General features: G+C 58.1%; 14 protein-coding genes and 5 tRNA genes. 3 read left to right on the top strand and 16 right to left on the bottom strand.

Annotated elements, in window-relative coordinates; genetic code table 11:
- Positions 1-155 precede the first annotated feature (155 nt).
- Positions 156-482: a hypothetical protein gene (locus tag ACFSR7_RS33050; protein ID WP_378168912.1), complete on the top strand. Its 327-nt coding sequence runs from the start codon at positions 156-158 to the stop codon at positions 480-482.
- 35 nt (positions 483-517) lie between these two features.
- On the opposite strand, the gene ACFSR7_RS33045 is transcribed toward ACFSR7_RS33050, so the two are convergent.
- The 5 genes from ACFSR7_RS33045 to ACFSR7_RS33025 form a co-directional block, all read right to left on the bottom strand.
- Entirely contained in the window at positions 518-1,345 is an 828-nt protein-coding gene (locus tag ACFSR7_RS33045; RefSeq protein WP_378168911.1) for a carbohydrate ABC transporter permease, read from the bottom strand.
- A 19-nt stretch (positions 1,346-1,364) separates the two neighbouring features.
- On the bottom strand, positions 1,365-2,270 hold the full coding sequence (locus ACFSR7_RS33040; RefSeq protein WP_378168910.1) for a carbohydrate ABC transporter permease: 906 nt from the start codon (positions 2,268-2,270) through the stop codon (positions 1,365-1,367).
- Positions 2,271-2,311: 41 nt separating this feature from the next.
- The gene (locus ACFSR7_RS33035) at positions 2,312-2,773 is read right to left on the bottom strand and encodes an Ig-like domain-containing protein (RefSeq protein WP_378168909.1); all 462 of its coding nucleotides are present in this window, start codon (positions 2,771-2,773) and stop codon (positions 2,312-2,314) included.
- Between the two features lie 85 nt (positions 2,774-2,858).
- Positions 2,859-4,445 (bottom strand): ABC transporter substrate-binding protein, encoded by a 1,587-nt coding sequence (locus ACFSR7_RS33030; RefSeq protein ID WP_378168908.1) that lies wholly within the window; start codon positions 4,443-4,445, stop codon positions 2,859-2,861.
- Positions 4,438-5,391 (bottom strand): nucleoside hydrolase, encoded by a 954-nt coding sequence (locus ACFSR7_RS33025; RefSeq protein ID WP_378168907.1) that lies wholly within the window; start codon positions 5,389-5,391, stop codon positions 4,438-4,440. Before ACFSR7_RS33025 ends, ACFSR7_RS33030 begins: the two co-directional genes overlap by 8 nt.
- Before the next feature lie 342 nt (positions 5,392-5,733).
- Here ACFSR7_RS33025 and ACFSR7_RS33020 point away from each other — a divergent pair, with 342 nt between their 5' ends.
- Positions 5,734-6,495, top strand: coding sequence for a helix-turn-helix transcriptional regulator (locus ACFSR7_RS33020; protein WP_378168906.1), 762 nt, complete (start codon positions 5,734-5,736; stop codon positions 6,493-6,495).
- A gap of 106 nt (positions 6,496-6,601) precedes the next feature.
- On the opposite strand, the gene ACFSR7_RS33015 is transcribed toward ACFSR7_RS33020, so the two are convergent.
- From ACFSR7_RS33015 to ACFSR7_RS32995, 5 genes are all read right to left on the bottom strand, one after another.
- Complete coding sequence (locus tag ACFSR7_RS33015; protein ID WP_378168905.1) at positions 6,602-9,007, bottom strand: glycosyl hydrolase; 2,406 nt, start codon at positions 9,005-9,007, stop codon at positions 6,602-6,604.
- An 87-nt stretch (positions 9,008-9,094) separates the two neighbouring features.
- Positions 9,095-11,227 (bottom strand): hypothetical protein, encoded by a 2,133-nt coding sequence (locus ACFSR7_RS33010; protein WP_378168904.1) that lies wholly within the window; start codon positions 11,225-11,227, stop codon positions 9,095-9,097.
- Between the two features lie 208 nt (positions 11,228-11,435).
- On the bottom strand, positions 11,436-12,017 hold the full coding sequence (locus ACFSR7_RS33005; RefSeq protein ID WP_378168903.1) for a glycerol-3-phosphate responsive antiterminator: 582 nt from the start codon (positions 12,015-12,017) through the stop codon (positions 11,436-11,438).
- A gap of 3 nt (positions 12,018-12,020) precedes the next feature.
- The gene (locus ACFSR7_RS33000; RefSeq protein ID WP_378168902.1) at positions 12,021-12,926 is read right to left on the bottom strand and encodes a metallophosphoesterase family protein; all 906 of its coding nucleotides are present in this window, start codon (positions 12,924-12,926) and stop codon (positions 12,021-12,023) included.
- Positions 12,916-13,764, bottom strand: coding sequence for an HAD-IIA family hydrolase (locus ACFSR7_RS32995; protein WP_378168901.1), 849 nt, complete (start codon positions 13,762-13,764; stop codon positions 12,916-12,918). The genes ACFSR7_RS33000 and ACFSR7_RS32995 overlap by 11 nt, the downstream gene beginning before the upstream one ends.
- Positions 13,765-13,984: 220 nt before the next feature.
- On the opposite strand from ACFSR7_RS32995, the gene ACFSR7_RS32990 reads away from it, so the two are divergent.
- Entirely contained in the window at positions 13,985-14,659 is a 675-nt protein-coding gene (locus ACFSR7_RS32990) for a carbohydrate-binding family 9-like protein (protein WP_378168900.1), read from the top strand.
- Between the two features lie 123 nt (positions 14,660-14,782).
- On the opposite strand, the gene ACFSR7_RS32985 is transcribed toward ACFSR7_RS32990, so the two are convergent.
- The 6 genes from ACFSR7_RS32985 to ACFSR7_RS32960 all read right to left on the bottom strand — a co-directional run bounded on the left by ACFSR7_RS32985 (position 14,783) and on the right by ACFSR7_RS32960 (position 16,748).
- A complete protein-coding gene (locus ACFSR7_RS32985) occupies positions 14,783-16,189 on the bottom strand; it encodes an SEC-C metal-binding domain-containing protein (RefSeq protein ID WP_378168899.1) in 1,407 nt (468 codons plus the stop codon).
- A gap of 90 nt (positions 16,190-16,279) precedes the next feature.
- Positions 16,280-16,362 (bottom strand) — tRNA-Leu (locus ACFSR7_RS32980).
- A 53-nt stretch (positions 16,363-16,415) separates the two neighbouring features.
- Positions 16,416-16,490, bottom strand: a tRNA-Gln gene (locus ACFSR7_RS32975).
- A 17-nt stretch (positions 16,491-16,507) separates the two neighbouring features.
- Positions 16,508-16,583 (bottom strand) — tRNA-Val (locus tag ACFSR7_RS32970).
- A 7-nt stretch (positions 16,584-16,590) separates the two neighbouring features.
- Positions 16,591-16,665 (bottom strand) — tRNA-Glu (locus tag ACFSR7_RS32965).
- 7 nt (positions 16,666-16,672) lie between these two features.
- Positions 16,673-16,748: transfer RNA gene (locus ACFSR7_RS32960), tRNA-Thr, on the bottom strand.
- Positions 16,749-16,866 lie beyond the last annotated feature (118 nt).

Here is a 16,866-nt window from a genome sequence, read left to right as displayed (position 1 = left end):
GGTCTCAAAGGAAAAGAGCTCTTCTTGTCGAATTGGAATCGTAGGAGTACTTCCTTTCTTTCTCGTTTTGGTTGGCTAACCTTAATTTCGAGAATGTGGGGAGGTACTCCTCTTTGGTGCGCCAAAAAAGTCAGTCGTAGCAAGGGGTTTGAATTATGAAATTGACTTTATATGCAGGCTTTTCGACCCGCCAAACTTTTAATAAGCTCCGCTGCACCAAACGCGTGCCTGCCTATCCGCGAATCGCTGCCTCCCGAGTCGGTATGGATAGCCAGGCCGATCTTTTAGAACAGGCCTGTACTTTCATACTTTCTGAAGTGCCAAAAAAGCCCGCAGCCCCAAAGGGCGTCGGACTTTGCCGGCCGCTAGATTCATTCGTTAAGCACCTGAACATTAAGCGCCTGAACATTAACCACCTGAACGTTAAGCACCTGAACGTTAACCACCTGAACGTTAAGCACCTGAACGTTAAGCATACTTAAACATTAACCGCTTGAACGTTAAACCTTGCCGGCGCCTACAGCTTGATGGCCGTCGACAGCAGGCCCTGCACATAATAGCGATTCGTAAACGTGAACAGCAGGATGAGCGGCACCGACGCGACCAGATAGCCGCCGAACGTCACCGGCATGTTGGACGAGTACTGTCCGGTGAAGCTGATGAGCAGGCCGGCCGCGATCGTCAGCTTCTCGTGGTCGGCGATCGTGATCATCGGCCACAGATATTCGTTCCAGGCGCCGACGATCTGCATGATCGCGAGCGTCCCCATGATCGGGATGCAGAGCGGCAGCGCGATGCGGTAATACAGCTTGAAGTCGTGCGCGCCGTCCATCTGGGCCGCCTCGAAGTAGTCCTTCGGGATGCTCTCGAAAAACGATCGCAGCAGGAAAATGCCGAAGATCGGACCGCCCGTGACGAGCGGCAAAATGAGCGCCCAGTAGGAGTTGAGCAGGCCGAACGTCTTGTACAGCATGTAGCCCGGCACGAGCGTGAGCGCCCCCGGGATCATCATGAGGGCCAGGACGAGCATATACAGCCATTCTTTGCCGAAAAACTTCATGCGGGCGAACGTAAAAGCCGACAGCGAGGCGATCAGCAGCATGCCCGCCGTGCCTACGCCCGCTACGAACACCGTGTTGAGCAAATACCGCCAGATGCTGCCGAACGCGCTGGACACGTTGCCGACGCGGAGCGGCAGCGTCGGATACCACCGGGTCGCGGCGAATGCGACGTCCGACTTGAACGCGCCCCACAGCGTGAAGCCGAGCGGATACAGCAGCAGGGCTAGCAGCAGGGCGAGCGCGGCGTTCAGAAACCATTGCGGCAGCCGTCTGTATTGAGTCATGCCTCTTCTCCCCGTTCCATTAATTCGTCTCCGTCTTCATGCCGCGGTACGCGATCAGGCTCAGGAGGAAAATCGCGGCGAACATGACCGTGCCGATCGTCGTCGCGTAGCCCATCCGGCCGGCGGTAAAGGCCTCGATGTACATGTAGTACGCGGGGACGTAGGTGCTGTAGCCCGGACCGCCCGACGTGAGGACGATCTGGATGCCGAAGTCCTGCAAGCCGCCGATGATGCCGAAGATCAGAAAGAAGCGGACCTGGCCCATCAGATGCGGCAGATCGATATGCCAGATGCGCCGCAGCAGCCCCGCGCCGTCCAGCTCCGAGGACTCGATCACCTCGCTGGAGATGTTCATCAGGCCCGCCATGTAGATCAGCACGCTCGTCCCCCCGATCCAGGGGAAGCCCATGAAAATAATGCTTGGAATGATGAGGTCGGCGCTGCCGAGCCAGTCGATGACCCGGTCCGGCGCGATCAGCCCCGTTCCGCGCAGCAGCGAGACGAGCAGGCCGTTCGTCGGATCGTATATGTTTTTCCAGATCAGCAGACCGACGACGCCCGGCGCCACGATCGGCAGCAGTACGAGCACCCGGTACGCCGACTGCAGTTTTTTCTGTCTCACGTTAAAAATCATCTCGGCCGCGATCAGCGGCACGACGATGCCGATGATCAGGCGCGGCACGAGGATGAGGAACGCCGTCGGGATCGAATTGAGGAACACTTGGTCCCTGAACAGCTCCCTATAATTGTCCAAGCCGACATAGACGGCCTTGCCCACGCTGTCCCAATCGAAAAAGGAGTGGTAAATGCCGCTGAACGGCGGGTAATAGCAGAACAGAATCAGCCCGAGAAACAGCGGGGACAAAAACAGATACGCCTTGCGGCTGCTCCAGATTTTCGCCCAAAGCGCAGAACCGGTTGCCATCCTTGTGTCATTCCTTTCCTGCCCGGCGCGACGCTAGTCCGTCACTCGCCGAAAATGTCGTCCAGACTGTGATTGCTCTTGGCCGACCGTTCCGGCTGCACGAGCGGCACGGTCACGGTCGTCTTGGCGTTGATCTCGATAAAGACCGAGTTCGACTCGTCGATGACCTTGATCTGCACGTCTTTGGCCGGCTGCAAATCGGAAGCTTTGTAAGGATAATAAGTGTACGACGCCTCGCCCGCGTCGTCGGTCACGACGCGGCTCGCGGACAGAATGCCGCCGCCCCTCGGGAGCGCGTAGAGGGAATGTCCCTTCGCGGGCCGGCCGCTTGCGTCCGTGACCTTCAATCGCAGCGCGACGGGCGATTGGCCGTCCGCCGGCGCCTGCTGCGGGTCCATCGAGAGCAGCGCAATGCGGTACTGCGTGGCGCGGTAAGCGTCGTAACCGGCGAGCAGGGCGACGATGGCCACTACAACCGCCGCGATCGTCCATTTTCTTTTCATGCCGCTCTCCATTCCACGCCGGCCGGGAGCCCGGGACGGTACGCGGGCGGGCAAGCCGATCGCCTGCCGCCCCGTCTCCCGCTGCTTACCAGCCGGTCGTATCGATGTTCATTTTTTTGATATAGTCGTCCGCGCTCTTCTGCTGGATCTCATTGCTCTTCGCGAAAAACTTGGCGTCGTCCGTCTCGCCCTTCACCCACATCTCAAATTGCTTGTTGAGCGCGATGCCCTGCTCGTCTGTGAAGGCGTTCGGCCAGCTGGCCTTGGGCATGATCGGGAACGCGTTGTTCATCCAGTCGTCGAGCAGCGGCGGGATCTCCGAGCCCTTGACCGCGCCGAGCGAGGCGCCTTGCTCCAGCACCATCATCGAGATGTTCTCGGGGACGGTCAGATACTTGAGGAAGGCGACCGCCGCTTCCTTCAGATCCGGATTGTCCTTGACGATCGGCTTCAGGATGTTGAGCGACAGGTCCGGATCGGGCTGGTACGGCCCTTTCTCCGTGTATTGCACGTCGGCGACGTCGGGCGAGGTAGACTTCGTAATGGGCGGCGCGGGAATAACCCCGTAATTAAATTTGCGCTGCTTGTTGCCGTTCTCCGCCTGGAGCGCCCACAGCCCTTCCTCGCGCATGGCGACCTTGCCGTCGTTCCAGGGCTGCGAGAAATCGGTGTTCTGCCAGCCTGCAGGCAGCAGCTCCGTGTACATACGCTTCAACTGCCGGTACATCTCCTGGGCATAATCGTGCTCCGCCGCGTTGAACAGTCCCGCCTTCGTCGCTCGCAGCGTCTCGAGCGTGTCGACTTGGCCGTCCTTGTCGTAGTCGGTCTTGTCCATGAGCGCCGCCGCAAAAAACGGGCCGACGCTGAATTGCTGGTTCCATTGGCCGAGCTCGATCTGCTTGAAGTTGCCCCATTGGGCGAACGGCACATAGCCCTTTTCCTTTAACAGCTTGGCGTCCTTGAACATCTCTTCCCAGTCCTTGGGGGGATTGATGCCGAGCGACTCGAACAGATCCTTGTTGTAGTAGTAGCCCGTAGCCGGTCCCGAGTACAGAACGATCGGTACGGCGACCGGCTGCTTGCTGTTATCGACAAGCGAACGGTGCTTCATCAGATAGTCGGGGAACAGGTCGCTCCACTTCGCGTTGCCCGCCACGTATTCGTCCGGCGTGGACAGCGCGTCGCCGAGCGGCTCGTACCAGTCGCGGTCCAGATAGTTGTTGCCCCATGTAAAGGTGATCGCCGGCGCGGTGCCCGCGGAGATCTGGGTCGTCAGCCATTCCGCGATCTCGTTTTGCAGCTTGCCGACCGGCTTCGTGCGCGCCCAGGCGATCTTCACGTTCGGGTGGAGCTTCATGAACGCGTCGGCGATTTTTTGCGTGGAAAGGAATACCGTCGGGTTTTCCGCCGTCGGCTCCGTATTGACCGTCGGCATCCAACCGTGCAGGTCTACGGTCAGCGTCACGGGACGCCCGCCCGCGATCTCCTTGGCACCTGCATCCGTCCCTTCGGGCGATGCGGTTGCCGAGCCGGTCGCCGTCTGCGATGCGCTCGCCGTCTGCGATGCCGTCGCCGTCGACTCCGAATTGCCGGATCCGCCGGAACAGCCGCTCGCAACGAGCGCAGCCGCCGCCAGCATGAGAGTCTGGGACTGCCATTTGAATTTAAGCAATGCCGTCACGCTCCTCTATCGGGGTAAAAGCCAATATTCGCTCCATATACAGATCCATAAAAGCCTGTTGCTCGACGGCCGTGCATACCCGCACATACGAATCTGCGGCCGGCCGATGCCAGTTCATGCCGGACAAGCTGATGCTCATCCCCCGCGTATAGGTACCGCCGGTCTCGATATCGATCACCCGTCGCTCCGTCCGGACAAGATCCTCCCGATATACGGCAGCCACCGCGAGCGGATCGTGAAGGTAGATATACGGAGAAGCCCAGTACTCTCGCATCCGCATGACGAGCTTGGCGGCTGGATCCGCGCTCTCGCGGATCGCCGCCATCTGCCGTTCGGACAAGAGGCACTTGAAGGTGACGTCAAGCCCGACGGCGACGATCGGAACGCCCGCGCCCAGCACGATCTGCGCCGCCTCCGGATCGCACGAGAAGTTGTACTCGGACACGTTCATATCGTAGGCGCCGCCCATGACGACGATCTTGGCGATACGGCCCGCGATCTCCGGCTTGACGCGCAGCGCCAACGCGACGTTGGTCAGTGCGCCAAGCGTGACGAGCGCGATCGGCTTCTCGGCCTCGAGCGCGGTCCGCACGATAAATTCGGCTGCCGTCCAACGCGTGTCGACGGGCTCGCTCCGCATCTCCTCGAGGTACTGAACCGGGTCCTCCTCCGGATCCACCGGCTTGCCGTAGATCTGCCGGCTGACCAGCGGCAGCGAGGCGCCAGGCACGACCGGAATATCGGATCTGCCAGTCGCCCGCAGCAGCGCGGATACCATTTGCGCACGCTTGTGCGTTTGCTTGTATACGGTTGTGATGCCGGCGATATCGAGCTCCGGCGATTTGACAGCCAGCCATATCGCCAGCGCGTCGTCGATGTCGTCCCCGATATCGGTGTCAATGATAACGCGCTGCGCGCTCCCTGCTATCGTAGACAAAATGAATGCAACCTCCTTTGATTCTCCGAACGCCCATTCTGGAAGCGCTTCACCATTGTCGCGCGCTCGGCCTTTCCCGGGTGGTGCTGAAGCCCGTGGTACCGGAGCCCTTCGGACTCAGACCTGCCTTTTTCTGTCATGCAGCCTCGCGAGAGCTGTTTTCCTGTCCTATCTGAATGTAACACAGCACCCAAGGGTCATCTATCCGGAAGTGGTTGAACATTATCGAAAAATGGCGATCTTCTCTGGGCCGGTGCAGACAAAAATGCCTTTTGCCACTATACTGTTGGTGAGATTGCCGACCGACAATCATTCATATATGGGGATGTCAGGAGGACGAGCATGTTCGCCGATCAGCTTGAATTCGCCTTCACCTACCTTCACAAGCCGCAGACCGAGATTACGTCTCATCACCACAACTGCTACGAGCTCGTGTACTACACGTCCGGCACCGGCTCCACGACGATCGACGGCACGGAATACCGCTACGCGCCCAACACCTTCAGCCTGATCAGGCCCCGCACCGCGCACAACGAAGTGCATGACGAGACGACCGAGCTGCTTTGTATCGGCTTTTCGTTAAATGAGAGCGCTTCCGTTCAATTCGAAAACGGCGTCTATCCGGATCGCTCCTCGCTCCTCATGCAGATCGTCAACAAGCTCAAGCACGAGCTCTCGACCCAGCGTCTGCATTACCAGCACAAGCTCGAGCTGCTGCTCAACGAGTTCATCATCGAGATCGAGCGGACACGGTCGTCCCGATCGTTCGCGGACCTGCTGGAGTATATCGAGAACTACATCAACGAGAATTTCCATCAGGAAATCGACCTGCCTTCGCTCGCCAAAATTACCGGGTACAGCTACGATCACTTTCGCCACGTATTCAAGGACAAGACGGGAGAATCGCCGCTCAGCTTTATCATCAATAAGCGCGTCGAGCACGCCAAGAAGCTGATGCTGTCCACGGACATGACGATGTGCGCCATCTCCCTGGACTGCGGCTTCTCCAACAGCTCGCAGTTCGCCAGCACGTTCCGCAAGCTGACCGGGCAGACGCCGAGCGATTTCAAACGCAATCACTTCATCCGGTCCGCGGCGGAATAAAAGGGATGACGGCCGATCGCCGCCATCCCTTTTTTCTTGCGTCCAGGCTTCCTTTGTTCAGGCTTCCTTTTTCCCGCTTATTGCCTTTCTTTTTCAAGCCTCATTCTCAAACTTCATTTTCAAACGTCACGATCAGCGCCTGCCGCTCTCCAATGGCAAGCTCTGCCTTCGCGTAGCCGTCGCCGTTCATCGTTACGGCCAGCGGCTTCACCTCGCCGCCGTCCGGGTCCCACAGCCGTGCGCGCGAACCGGTCGCCCGGAACTGCACGGAGAGCGTCTTCGCTTCGTCCGCGGTGTTGACGAGCAGGTACGTCTTGCCTCCCTCGCCCGTGCGCATGGCGCTTAATATATCCGGATCCGCCCGCCCGAGCTTCAGATCGGGCGCAACCAACGCCTTGAGCCACGCGTCCAGCGCCTTTGCCGAACCGACGCGCTTCACGCCCGGGAACTTGGCCAGCCTGTCGAACAGACCGTCCGCCTCCTCCAGGCCGCCGTCGGTCCGGATATAATCCGGGCCCGCGCCGACCAGCACGAGCGGCACGCCCGCGGTCGCAAGCTCGGTCAGCTTGGCGGCGAGCGCTTCATCGACGACGGTCGTCTCCGGCACGATTAGCGCCTTGTAACTTAGCCCGCCCCTTGCCGACAACGAACCGCCCTCGGCACGGCTGTCCGCAATCCCGTCCGCATCGATGAAATTGTAGTCGAGCTGACGCGCCGTGAGCCGCAGCGCTGTCTGCTTAAAGCTGTCGCTGACCTTCACGGCGGGAGCGACGTAATCCGCCGGATTGAGCGACATCGGCGGCAGCGTCTCCGCCCACACGCTCTCAATGGGGTAGTACACCGCGACCTGCGGCGCCGGCTTGCCGGCGTCCATCATATAGCCAATACGCCCGATATAGTCGGCGAAGCGCCTGTTCTCCTCTTCGCTCATCCGGTCGTATTCATAGTAAGAGTTGAACCGGTCGACGCCGAAGGCGAACTGAACGGCTACCGCCGCAAGACGCCCCTTGAAGTCGGCCTTGTCACCATCGAACGCATCGGAAATCTCGCTCATCACATGCGGCTTGCCGTCCTCCTGAGCCGCGGAGCTGGCGAGCTTGGCCGTTGTCGCCGCCCACTCCTTGGCAAGCTTCGGATGCGCCGTGAGCAGATCGATGCCCGGCAGCTGCATATGCCGATAGATATTCATCAGGTTGCCCTCGTAGATGGCCTGATGGTACATCTCCTCCTCCAGCAGCAGATGGCCGGAGCAGGCGACTCCGGTATCCGCGCAGAACGCCTCGAGCGGCTCGAAGTAGCTCTCCAGGACGAGCTCGGACAGCGTCCGGTAATAATCTCCGCGCACGCGCTGTGCCTCTTTGCCCTCGCCCGCGATCAGGTACGGCAGGACGGGCAGCAGCTCGTATCCGCGCCGCTTCAGGAACTCGTCGGCCAGCTTGTTGCCCCAGTTCAGCGTCTTCAGCAGCGGCACCGCGGGATCCGGCGTATCGAGGATGCTCGGCTGCCGGGGCGGCGTGCCGATGTAGGTTCCCGTCAATGCCGGCTCGTCGGTGAAGAAGGCTTCGATGCCTTTGCCGAAATAAGACCCGAGCCGCTCGTAATACGGCTTGTGGGTCACGTCGATAAAAGCTTCCGTCGCGTCCTTTTCCAGCAGATTGATGTAGCGTCGCTGCTCGAACCAGTTGTTGACGGCATGCGTCCCTTCGTAAAACGGCTTTTGCACGAAGTAAAAGACGACCCAGCGGCCGGAGGCCGGAGCCTGCCAGGTCAGCTTCCCCTGCTCGTCGACGGACGAACGCAGATCGACTGCCGAAGCAACATCGAAGCTGGACGCCGTCCCCTGATATGCCGCAGCGTACCGGACCTCCCCATGTCCGTAAGGACGCTCGATGACGACCTTTTTGCCGGCTGCCGCCTCTTTGACGACGACGGCCAGCCCCTGCGCCTCCAGCTCGGGATGCTCGGCCAGCACCAGACCGCCCGCCGTGCCGCTCGGATATCCTTTTTCGTCATAGATCCATACGCGGAGCCCGAGCTTGTCGATCGCATAAGCCACGTTTTGCTTCAGAATCTCCCAGAATTCTTCGTTTTTCAGGTAGCCGTTGTAGTCGACGTTCGTCACCATGCCGCCGTAGCCCAGATCGCTCAGCTTCTTGATGATGCCGGTATGCAGCTTATCGTGAATCATGAGCAGCGGCCGGTACCGGACGTCCGGATCGGCAAACTGCGCTTCGTCGAAGGCGGCCGGCTTCGGCCGTTCGGCGCCTGGTTCGGTACCCGTCTCGGACGCCCCCTGGACGCCCCCGACTGCAGCCGTCTCTTCTCCTCCGGTCGCCGCCGGTGGCGCCGATGCATTCGCGTTTTTCTCTCGTCCTTGCGCCTGCTCTTGTCCCTGCACAGTCTCCACCCTTTTATCGTTTCCTTTTCCTTGCCCCGTGAAATAGAGAAAGCAGAACAACGCCGCTATCCCGAGCAAAGCCGCCGCAATTGAATTCCGAAATCGATTTTTCATGTCTCTCTCCCCCTGGCGAGTCTCTTCATGGCGGCGATTCCGCAAAAATCGCGATTCGCGCCGCCCTGCTTTTATGTCACCCGCGCGCTAATTCACCGTCACGCTGTCGACGAACGCCGTATTGTCCCCCGTCGTCGCCCCTTTGAACTTGATAACGTGCGTACCGGCTGTCGTATAGAAGGCGCGTGTCTCGAATGCTGCGAAGGTACCCGTGGACGGAGAGAACGTGCCGATTTTCCTGTTGTCGAAAAAGACATCGAACGTCTGCCGCCCTCCGAAGTTCGTCCGCATCGCCGCTTTGAAGCCGACGGTGTGCATGCCCGCATTCAAGGACACGCTTTGCTCGAATACCGCATCGTGCTGGATGAACGCCGTCTGCACGCCATCCGGCGCAGCTTGCGCGCCGAAGTCCGAGCCGTTGCGCTGCACGCCCGTATAGTTCGCGAACGTCCAGCCGTTCGTGATCGGCCCGTACGCGTAATTCGTCGTGACCGGCGCTTCGAATCCGGCATTCGTCACCGTGATTCCGCCCGACGTATTGGTAAGCGAAATTCGGTCGATATTCATCGAACCCGTATTCGTGAACGGATCCAGGCGCAACTGCTTGATCGTCCCGCTCCAGCCGCTGACGGTACCCAGATCGACGACGTAGTCCGCATAGCCGGTCATGTTGGACGCGATCGCGAATGTTTTGGACTTCGCTTCCGTGAACACGGAATCCGCAGCCGTTTTAAAGAACACTTGTGCCTGCGTGGCGCTGGTATTGTTTTTCAGACGAATCTTGAAGTAGCGATTGGAGGAAGACAAGCCTAAGCCTTCGGCCGAGATCATATAGGGATCTCCGCCGGTCGAGGTCAGCGTAAGGATGCCGCCGGATACGTTGCCCGCCAGTTCGCTCGCCATCACCCATTGCTGGTAGTCCGCCGGAGAGGCCGCGACGCCAAAGTCCCAGTCCTGCGCGCCGTAAGTCACGTTACTCGAATAAGTAAGCGTGGCCGGCTGCGCATTGAAGGTCCCTGCGGACGGCTTGAAGTTGACGAACTGGTTATTTTGCACCGATCCCGTCGAATTGCCCAGGATGCGAACTGCGTAGTTTTCGTCGGCGACGGCCGGATTTTTGGCGTAGTTCGCGATCGTATTGTTTTCCATCGTCATATTGGTGTTGACGCCCGCATTATTGAAAATAAATACGCCTTCGGCATCGGTGTCGTGAATGTAATAGTTTTTGAGCGTAATACGGTCGTTGGCGCCTTCATAGTCGAAGCCGACGCCGTCGTAGGCGGCCGTGTTCCTGCGAATGTTGGCCAGCTCCCCGCCGTCAAAGGTCAGGTTACGGCACACCTGAACGACGATGCCGCCGACGCCGAACGGATTGTACGCCGTGCCGAGTCCGTTTGCGCGCAGATTCGACATCGTCCCGCCGTCGATCCAATGGAAATCGAAGCCCCACATGCCGCCGTTTTCCGTATACAGATTCGACATGACGACGTTTTTGATGGCCGGCGCGTTCACCTCATGCATGTAGCCCGTGCCGACCCGCCCGAAGAAGTTGGCCGTATCGCAGTCGTAAAAGCTCGAGTTGGTCAGCGAAAAGCCGTCCAGCGCCGTGCGTTTTATGCTAAAATCCGTCGCATCTCCCGGCACGCCGCCCGGCCAGGGCTGCAGGCCGCGCACGTCTACGCCGGCGGAGACGTGATTGTAAGTCTCAGGTGCGCTGTTGTACGTATGGTTCATGTGCCGGAAAATCATGTTGTCGATGGCGATATGGCTCTTGTCGTACACGTCGTTGTACGTCAGCATGATGCCCGTCATCGCGTTTTGCAGCTCCAGACCCGAGATATTCCAGCCGCCGACGCCGTTCAGCGAGATGCAGATCGCGTCTACGATGCCCGGCGCGATCACCGGTTTGGCTCCCGTTCCGTAGGCGGACAGCGTGATAGGCGCGGCAGCCGAGCCCTCCCCATGCAGCGTGAGCGTCTGTCCCGTCCACGTGTCTCCCGTCTTTAGCAGAATCTGGTCCCCTGGACTGAACGATGTGGCGGATACCTTGGCGAGCGTCTTCCAAGGCGCCGCCGAACTCGTACCGCTGTTCGCGTCGTTTCCCGCGGAATCGCTTACATAATACGTCGCGGCTGCCGCTTCGCCGCTGCGTACGGCGAAAAGCAATAGCAGTGCGAAGGCGGCGGCACAGCCAAGCAAGTAGACCGTTTTCTTTCCCATCATCCCAACTCCTCTTGTCATCAAATGGTTGCAAATGGGCCGATCGACTTTAAAAATAGCATGGTATCGCATCTGCTTCTATCCGGATGTGGTTAAATGCTATTCACTTTTGGGGGAGAGAGGCTGTAGTCTTCATTCGACTCGATATCGACTCGGCACAAAGGCAAAAACGCCGCATCCGCGGGCAGCGGAGCGGCGTCAAGCTTGCTTACAAGTCATTGTGCGTCAACGCCCAAAGCGAGGGCTGGCTGACGGACAGGGAGGTCGCTCCCGCGTTCAGCGCCGCGGCAGCCTCGATGGAATTGTCGATCAAGCCGCTCGCGACGACCGGAATGTCGGGGAGCGCGTCTGCGAAGGCGCCGATAATTTTAGGGATCGCGCCGGGCATGATCTCGACCGCATCGGGCCGAAGCGATTCGGCCAGCGACAAGCCGGCGGACAGCGCGCGCGAATCGATGACGAACAGATGCAGTATCGCGTACAATCCGATTCGCTTCGCCTCTTTGATGAGGTGGGCCTTGGGCGTGACGACGCCGTCCGCGCCGATCCAGTCACGCAGAAGAACAAGACTTTCCTTGTCGGTGTTCGACAGCCCCCGCACAAGGTCCAGATGGACGAACACGCCTTTGCCCCGGGACCTCGCAGCCTGGGCGAGACGTGCGACCGCGTCTACGGTACCGTCCATGACGAACAGATTGGCTGCGCCGCTTGCCAGCGCCTGCTCGCCGGCCTCCTCGGAGCGGACTGCGGCGATCACCGGACTTTGCGCCAACCGGTGCAGTAGCGTCATTTGTTATTCCGCCTTTCCCGTCGAATCGTCCGACTCCCGTGCGGGCAGTAGCCGAATGACCCGGTATCCGCCATCGAAGCCGGCGGCTGTCACGTACTGGCGCGAGCCTTGGCCGAAGGCATCTTCATGGGCGAAGTGAACATGACCGCAGAAGATGCCGATCAGATTTTCTTCCGGATTGTTCAGCAGCAGCTCGTAAAAGGCAAGTGTCGCCTCTCCAGGCGGTTCTACCTGCCATTGCCTCCTTAGATCCGCATCCCATCCCTGCGCAGCCATCATGATGGGAGATCCCCAGACGCGGACGACGTCGGGCAGCAGCGAAGGAATATAGATCGGGATGTGCATGAACAGCACCGTAGGCAACCCCCGCGACAAAGCGCGTTCGAAGGCGGCCAGCTGCGCTTCCGAGATTTGATAAGTGCTGTTGTCGACCGCGACCAGCAGGACGCCGCCGATCTCTATCGCGCGAAAAGTCGGGTCTCCCGCCGTGAAACTGGCAAACTTTGCATATTGTTCGGCGCGGGTCTCCTCTCCCCACGGCAAGCCCGGATATTCCCAGTCATGATTGCCTGGCGTGTACAGATAGGGCGCTTGCAGATCCGATAGTCGCTTTTCCAAAAAAGCCAAATTCCCCGCGGTCGCTCCGTTCACGATATCGCCGGTCAGCACGACGCCGTCGACCTGCAAATCCTTCGCATAAGCGAGCGCTCTGTCGAATCGGGTCTGCGTATCCAATGCGTCGAAGTTGTAGAGCCGGATCGATTCTGCCAACGTCTCAATGCCATCGGTCAGATCCGACGCGTTCATATGGCTATCCGTCACGTGCAGCAGGGTGACCGGCGCCGCCAATCCCTCTATACGAATAATCGTTTGCCTGTCGCTGTTCGTACGTATGTGCTCATACCTCATGTATTTCCCCTCCATGCCGCAGCTCTTGTTCGATTTCCGCCAAGCTTCGTATGACCTTATCCGCCAAAGGGCGTCCTTCCGCCGGTATCTCTGCCCTTCCTGCATCCTCAGAACTTGGAGTCAACCATACTGTGTACAGCCCAGCCCGCTTGCCGCCTGTGACATCGGTATCGTAGTTGTCTCCGACCATCACTGCACGATCGGCCTCTCCACCGCAAATCTGCAGCGCATAACGGAATAAATACGGCTCGGGCTTGCCGACGTACGTTGCCTTCTTTTTTGAAGCTGTCTCGACCGCAGCCGCGAGCGCACCCGTCTCCGGCACCGGATGGCCTCCTTCTCCCGGATGACAGGCATCCGCATTCGCGGCGATGAACATTGCCCCGGCGGAGACTGCCTGCGCGAGCCATTCCAGCTTCGCATAGGTGAAGGCCGGATCGAGCCCGATGACAGCGGCGTCCACCGCTCCCCTTTCGCCCGGCTCCAGTACATCGTGCCCGGCTTCCCGAAGCGCCGCCACGAACGCATCGCTCCCCGCCGCCGCCAGCTTCAGACAGCCATGCCTCTCCCTGATGTAGCGCCCCGTATACTCGGTCGCCGTCACGATGTCGCCGGATGAAGCACGAATGCCCATTGTGCTCAGCTTGCGGGCGATTTCATCTGCCGTATGTCTGGAATTGTTGGTTACAAACTGAATCGGTTTGCCTGCCGGTCTGAGCGCATTCAACACTTCGCGCGCGCCAGGCATCGGCTCCCTGCCGCGGTAGAGCGTTCCGTCCAGATCGAATAACCAGGTATGCATGTCGGATAGCGCTCTCGTTTCTATTCCGTCTGGCATGCGCGTTTCCCTCCTCCGGTTGTTTTCCGGCAATAAAAAACTCCACACGGCAAACGAAGCGGAATCTCACCGCTAGCGTAAGCCGTCTGGAGTTATCGCTTGTCCTTGGCCCCAAATCGACGAGGACAGTATATCACGCTGCGCGGATCGTCGGCAATAGCGTCTGCCAGCGTTTTCATTTGCCGTTGTTCCGGCCGCCGTTTGGAGGTAAACTTTGACTATGAGCTTTGATGACGAGAGGAGCATGACCTTGGCCCCGCACTATTCGATCGCCTATCACGCTGGAAGTATCGATGAGAAGGATTGGACGGACGTTCAACCTGCTCAACTTACCAACTATCTATGGGAAACGGATGGGGACGCACATTACCGTCCGGAGACGAATGCGCAGCTCTGCTGGACGGAGGATGCGCTTCACGGGAGATTCGTATGCTATGAGGAATCCCCCGTCGTCCGCCACACTGGCGCCAATGCGCCGGTTTACCGCGACAGCTGCGTCGAGTTTTTCATTCAACCGACACCTGAGACGGACGCCCGCTATTTGAATTTCGAATTCAACGCCGCAGGCACGCTGCTGCTAGGCCTTGGCGCAGACCGCGAAGATCGGGACATGTCGCCCGGCTTGCAGCCTGAGCGCTTTTCCATCGTTGCCGAACGCGGACTTGCGGACGATGCGGGGCACATCTATTGGACGCTATCCTTCCGCATTCCGTTTGATTGGTTGGCCGAGGTGTTTCCCCGCTTTTCCGCTGCGCCTGGCCGTTCGTTCAAAGGTAACTTTTACAAGTGCGGAGACGAGACCCCAATTCCGCATTACGTGTCCTGGTCTCCGGTCGACGTTCCGGCGCCTGACTTCCACTTGAGTCCTTATTTCGGAACGTTTGCCTTTGGCTGACGCCCTAACAAAGGGACGAAGCCGATGCTTCGTCCCCACTGTTGCGATAGCCGCCGCTTCCCCTGAATAACTTCTTAGACCTGCTCGAGAAGTTGCCCCTCAGATCCTTGGCAGCTTGTCCGTTCACGATTCCGTCGTCGCCTCGAATGTTCTCAAGTAATCATGCAAATCAAAGTTTTTCATCTTCTGGGCGCAGCAAAATTTATACTTCGCTCCGCTGCCGCAAGGGCAAGGCTCATACACATTCGCTGGCGCGTATTTTTCCCGAATCGCCTTTTTCAAATCAGTCAGATCTTCCATATAGTCCATGCCCATTATATAATTCCAGTTGAAATGCTCACATACCCGAGTAACCTGTGCCGCTCGCTCCGGAACGTTCACCATGACCACAATCGGCTGATGCTCGGAACCCCATCCCTTCTCCGGATAGGCCTTTTTCTCAATAATTGCTGTCTGCTCCGAATCGAGCGGCAAAGGCTCGGATACAAACTTGCTCAGCAAACGTTCATGCTCGGGTATTTCGTCTAACCGCCCGCCCATATAACACTCAGCTAATGGCAGGAAGGTCTCCACATCACCTGAAAGCAAGGAAAGTTCATAGGATTGTAAAGCAGGTGATTGCGGAGACGCCGTTTCATCGCCCTCTCTTGTTGCTGCAAGCTCCTCAACTGTAGGCAAGAAGGAAACTTTATTTGGGAGCCCACGACTCATATCAAACAGCATGCTTAGCCCGTTTGCCAAAAGTTCGCGCAGCCTCAAAGAATCAAGCTTGGTGTAAAAACGAGCATATGCCAGAGACAGACGCAGATGCTTCGCGGCAAGCTCCCATTCTTCAATATCAAACAGCAAACTGCCCAACGAATAGTGGGATTCTACCTGCGCCTGGTCGATGCTGATCGAATACTCGAACACGGCTGCCGCCAAATCCGGCCTTCCACCCTTGCTATACAAGTTGCCCAATTTGTTCCATAGCAAACTGTTGTCAGGCTCTTCCCTGAGCTGCTTTAAAAAACCTTCTTCGCCTTGCGTTGCCCATTGCGGGCTCATACCGTTATGCAATTGTATTTTGCCAATCATATAGCCTGAATGCAGGTCTTGCTTTTCAAAGTTGGCCCGTAACACATACCCCAATAGCTCAAATCCGAAAAAAATCGTGGCGAACTCCCAGGCCCCCGCAGCATTGCACTCGACACAACGAAAATAACCGGTAAATTGCGTGTGGTCGAGAAGAATACTCGTACTTTGCTGTGGATCCGAGCCTGATTTCGGTGCCTCTTCCGCTGCTTTTTTCCATCCGCCGAAGTCCAATACAATCAATCCGAGATCATAGTTTCCCACATGACCGCAGTGTCCGCACCTTAGCCGCTGCTTTTTCGGCTCATATAACGGCTTGATCCTGCTTAAGTTTTTTACAACCAGCTTTTTTGAATTTCCGGGCAGCATCGCTACTGTTGGCGTCTTCCCCGTGGGAGGCTCTACGCCAGTCATCAAAGTGACAAGATCCGGATGAAATCCTTTCCCCTTGCCCATAAGATCCCTACTTTAAGCTCATTTTTTGATTGAGAGAACAAAACAAATAAAACCTCTAGCTCGATTGAACTAAAGGTCAGCAATTCATTATGGTGCGCGTAGAGGGACTTGAACCCCCACGGTTGCCCGCCAGATCCTAAGTCTGGTGCGTCTGCCAATTCCGCCATACGCGCAAGGCAATAATACATCCATGTAAGGTAAAACCAAAATGTAAGGTAAAACCAAATGGCTGGGGATCTAGGGATCGAACCTAGGAATGACGGAGTCAAAGTCCGTTGCCTTACCGCTTGGCTAATCCCCAACGGATAAGATAATGGATGGTGGAGGCTGAGGGGATCGAACCCCCGACCCTCTGCTTGTAAGGCAGATGCTCTCCCGGCTGAGCTAAGCCTCCGTATGTATGGTGACCCGTGGGGGAATCGAACCCCCGTTACCTCCGTGAAAGGGAGGTGTCTTAACCGCTTGACCAACGGGCCATAAAGCTGGAGCTCTCAACCGGGATCGAACCGGTGACCTCATCCTTACCATGGATGCACTCTACCTACTGAGCTATGAGAGCTTATGTTCACAGAGCTTGCGCCCTGAAAACCGGATGCGAAACGAATATGCGCTTAGAAATGCTCTTGCCTGTGCGGCTTGCCGTTTGTTCCCCGTAAGGAACAGTAGGATAAGCCCTC

Source organism: Cohnella sp. GCM10020058, assembly GCF_042683485.1.
GTDB lineage: Bacteria > Bacillota > Bacilli > Paenibacillales > Paenibacillaceae > Cohnella.
The sequence above is the reverse complement of the archived record's forward strand: the minus strand, read 5'-3'. Positions and strand labels throughout refer to the sequence as shown.